At 49.1% G+C, this 3,531-nt stretch carries 5 protein-coding genes; 2 read left to right on the forward strand and 3 right to left on the reverse strand.

Annotated features, from left to right (window positions below; translation table 11 throughout):
• Together E1189_RS02610 and tusA are read right to left on the reverse strand one after the other, a co-directional pair.
• Window positions 1-516: hypothetical protein (locus E1189_RS02610; RefSeq protein WP_155158504.1), on the reverse strand; the 516-nt coding region annotated here is incomplete at its 3' end.
• A gap of 290 nt (window positions 517-806) precedes the next feature.
• Window positions 807-1,049 carry a sulfurtransferase TusA gene (tusA, locus tag E1189_RS02615; protein ID WP_155158505.1) on the reverse strand — a complete coding sequence of 81 codons (243 nt, stop codon included), beginning with the start codon at window positions 1,047-1,049 and terminating at the stop codon, window positions 807-809.
• 128 nt (window positions 1,050-1,177) lie between these two features.
• Here tusA and E1189_RS02620 point away from each other — a divergent pair, with 128 nt between their 5' ends.
• Together E1189_RS02620 and E1189_RS02625 are read left to right on the forward strand one after the other, a co-directional pair.
• On the forward strand, window positions 1,178-1,459 hold the full coding sequence (locus E1189_RS02620) for an antibiotic biosynthesis monooxygenase family protein (protein WP_155158506.1): 282 nt from the start codon (window positions 1,178-1,180) through the stop codon (window positions 1,457-1,459).
• A 405-nt stretch (window positions 1,460-1,864) separates the two neighbouring features.
• Window positions 1,865-3,031, forward strand: a complete 1,167-nt coding sequence (locus E1189_RS02625) for a protein kinase domain-containing protein (protein WP_196221103.1) — start codon at window positions 1,865-1,867, stop codon at window positions 3,029-3,031.
• Here the strand turns inward: E1189_RS02625 and E1189_RS02630 are convergent.
• Complete coding sequence (locus E1189_RS02630; protein WP_230460068.1) at window positions 2,949-3,530, reverse strand: alpha/beta family hydrolase; 582 nt, start codon at window positions 3,528-3,530, stop codon at window positions 2,949-2,951. The two genes, E1189_RS02625 and E1189_RS02630, sit on opposite strands and share 83 nt — an antisense overlap.
• Window position 3,531: the final 1 nt, after the last annotated feature.

Below are 3,531 nucleotides of genomic sequence, written 5' to 3' on the forward strand. Positions count from 1 at the left end.
GCGAAATAGACGCTGGCAAACTTTATCCAGAGCCATACGGAATTTGGGGTACATATTCCTCTTTTGGGCAGGAGTCATATGAGCCTCAAATTGTTCAATCAGATCATACCAATAGGCGGCTTTATCGTGATCTCCCGCGTACATGAACACACCAGCATACTTTAATAATGCTACGAGACACAGAGATGCGGACCAGGTACGAGGGTGATCCCGAAGTGCCTCAAATAACTCCAATGCCAAGGGTTTGAACTTGTCATCAAAATTCTTAATTCGAGTATCCTTCTCAGACACACGCCCGAGTTCTTTAATTGCCTTCTCAAGCTGATCGACTTTTTCCTTATATACCTGCTCAATGTCTCTTCCCATCGGGTGCCTCTCATACCGGCGCGTACCTTCTTCATTCATGCTCCGGGGTCTGTGGCGTGTTTCTGTCTCCCTGAGAAAGCTCTCCCGATGGACAGGGTCACTGCGGCGATGAGAGGCGCGCTCCTGACGAGGGCGCTCGTATTCCGGCATTCGAGATCTGGAATGATAACTGAATCTTTCTGGTACAGAATAAGGTGCAACACGATGATGTGAATACCGAGTGCGTCTCCTGCGAGTATCTTCAGAATCATGTCTTGGTCTGTAGTGCTGTTCGCGCTCTGTAGAAGAGTGCCGTCGTCGCAATGGTGCTGCCATCTCACTCATTCCTCTCATATATTCAGTCAGGGTTGAGAGACATAAGAGAGAGAGAGACGGCAATCGTTAGACATTCATTACTAAATTGTCCTGAAAACTGGCTAAACCATCAGTATATCTAACAATCAAGCCGCATCTTTCTTGCGGATATGGTAATAAAAACGATGCTCCCGCTCTTCCTGAACCAGCAGCTCATGCTCAAGGAAGTTACAAAACTTGGGGATATCGCGGCTGGTGGAAGGGTCGGTGGCAATCACCTCTACAATATCCCCAGCAGCCATTTCCCGAACAGTTTTATGCAGCATCATCACGGGTTCAGGGCAGTTGAGGCCGCAGGTATCGAGAGTTCGGGAAATGGTATAGGACATTACAAAAATACACTTACACTTAAATTTTATGGATTACGGGCGAAACTATCTTTGAAAGATCTTAATAGCCTTGGAAAGATCTTCATAGCCTAATCGGAACCTGCACAGACTTTGATAAGGACTTACCCATGATCAAGGTAATCATAGACCGCACCGTCGCCGAAGGACTGGAACAGCACTACGACCATTGCCTGCGGGAGACCGTATCCCTCATCGAGAGCGCTCAAGGTTTTCTGGGAAGTGAGACTCTGAGGGACATCGAAAATTCCTGCCACCGGGTGACAGTCAGCCTCTGGGATAACATCCAGTGCTGGAGCCAGTGGCTACACTCCGATAATCGCCGGGAACTCCACAGCCGGATTTATCCCCTGCTGGATCATGAGGAAGCAATTACAATTCTCACCCACTAAGCCAACCTTAAACCCATGAGCTCCCAATATCCGCAACGACGTCCATATTCAGGGTGTTATGCAGTCTATGGACATCCCAGAAAGGCGATTCAGGCAATAGCCATTTCGAGCGGAAAAAGACGCCGCCAGACTATGCGAAAGCAATGGTCCGGATACTTATCGTTGGAGGTGCTAACAGGAGAGTCATTCTTATCATCTGTCGGCTATGGCATAAAAGTAGATTGTTCATTCCCATGAAAGCAGCTGAACCTAACTAAGATGATACAGAAAGTGTGCGTCAAACGACCTCCTGCCTTTCGGGAGGCACCACACCCATCGCCTAAACGTCGTAAAGGTGAACACGCTCAGCACCCGACTATTTTTCTTTACCAAGTGTCCCGAAGCCCCGGAACCCAAAAAACCTCAGTGCGCAGATTTGACCTCAGACAAACCGCCCATCAAGTGGTTTCCGTCAATGTCAATACGCCAACTCATCCGCTCACCGCAAGACAAGTCGCAAACATTATTGCTCTCAACATTGAAGACTACTGGGCATCCCCTTCCACAGACTCCGACATATGCGGCACATTTGGTGCGGTGCGTGTAGCCTGTACACCTCAATATCAGGATGCAGATAAATTCATCGTAAAAACCAATCTAAGAGTCAGCGATGCCAGAAATTTTCTGGAAGAAGCGCAGCTTATGAGCCGATTGCAACACCCTAATATTGTCGCCTGCGTCGGATACTCCTATATGTCAGATGATAATCTAACACTTATTCTCATGCCCAAACTGGAACAAAGCCTGACCAGCTGGTTGAATAATATCGAATCATCAGTACACAAGCCCACTACAGCATGTCGATTTCTCATCTTCGAAGGTTCCGCAAGAGGACTGCAATACATCCACTCGAAAAAGTTTGTTCATCGGGATTTAAGCTCCAACAACCTCATGCTTCGCGGGGATGGGCATGCTCAGATCATTGACTTTGGCAGGACCCTGCCAGTGAACGCCACAAACCCGAATATCCTTTGTGAACATGGCGACAGGGTATGGAAATACTTTGGAAATACTCTCAATATCACTCTGAGCAAAGCAGATACCAGACTCCCCCCCGAATTTTTCTATGGTAAAAAAGTGGAATACTCTGGGGATATTTTCAGCTGGGGACTGATTCTTCTTCAAATTCTGCAGAGCTCGCTGATTCCCTACGCCTGGACCAACGCCCCACAATGCCAGTTTAATCTCGACTGCCCAGCAGGTTGTAACCATTTCAGCAGGAAACACACATCCCTCAACGACCTTCGCAGCTGTATCTCCCATCCTCACATGCGGATCCTCGACAACTCACTACCGGCCCATGACCGTGTCGTGTACAAATCTCTCCTGAAACTGGCTTGTGACTCACTGAACCTTGCCCCTGAACAACGGCCAGAATCCATGGGTATTATTCTGGAAAATCTGAAAGCCATCAAAACCAAAGGCCTTACCCAGAAAGAGCGCATTATGGCTATGAAACGAAAACTCGCACAGCCTTTGCCGCTGAAACCAAATGTTCTTCATGAGAAAAACCAGAAGCCTTGCGAGGCTTGAGATCGTGGTTACCATCCACCAGCCAGACAATCTCCACATGATCTGACAAGTTGTATTCCACCACTGTTTCCTGATTTCCCATGGCATCCCGCTCGCCCTGCACAATCAGCACCGGCAGCTCGATACCCTGAAGGTGTTCCACACGGGGCTTCTCCGGTTTACCGGTGGCATAGAATGGATATCCAAGGCACACAACACCGTTCACCCCTGCCACACCTTCAGCAGCCACCAGCGTGGCCATGCGCCCGCCCATGGATTTCCCGCCGATAAACAAAGGCACACTATCAACCGTGTTCTGGATATCGGCAATCACCTCCCGCCAGCACGCCAGAAGTTTAGGTGCACGATCGGGCGGCCGCTTCTTACCATGGAGTCGTCGCTCAACCATGTAAGGAAACTCAAACCGCACAACTGTCACGCCCCGTTCTGCCAGACGCTCCGCAACATCCGTCATAAAAGCATGATCCATCGGTGCACCGGCACCATGAGCAAGTATCAGC

It is taken from the genome of Parendozoicomonas verongulae, assembly GCF_009711465.1.
In the GTDB taxonomy this organism is placed as follows: domain Bacteria; phylum Pseudomonadota; class Gammaproteobacteria; order Pseudomonadales; family Endozoicomonadaceae; genus Sansalvadorimonas; species Sansalvadorimonas verongulae.

What these genes read in the sequence shown, in the direction of transcription:
- tusA (WP_155158505.1), bottom strand. Translation starts at nt 1,049, where the DNA reads ATGTCCTATACCATTTCCCGAACTCTCGATACCTGCGGCCTCAACTGC.
- E1189_RS02620 (WP_155158506.1), top strand. Translation starts at nt 1,178, where the DNA reads ATGATCAAGGTAATCATAGACCGCACCGTCGCCGAAGGACTGGAACAG.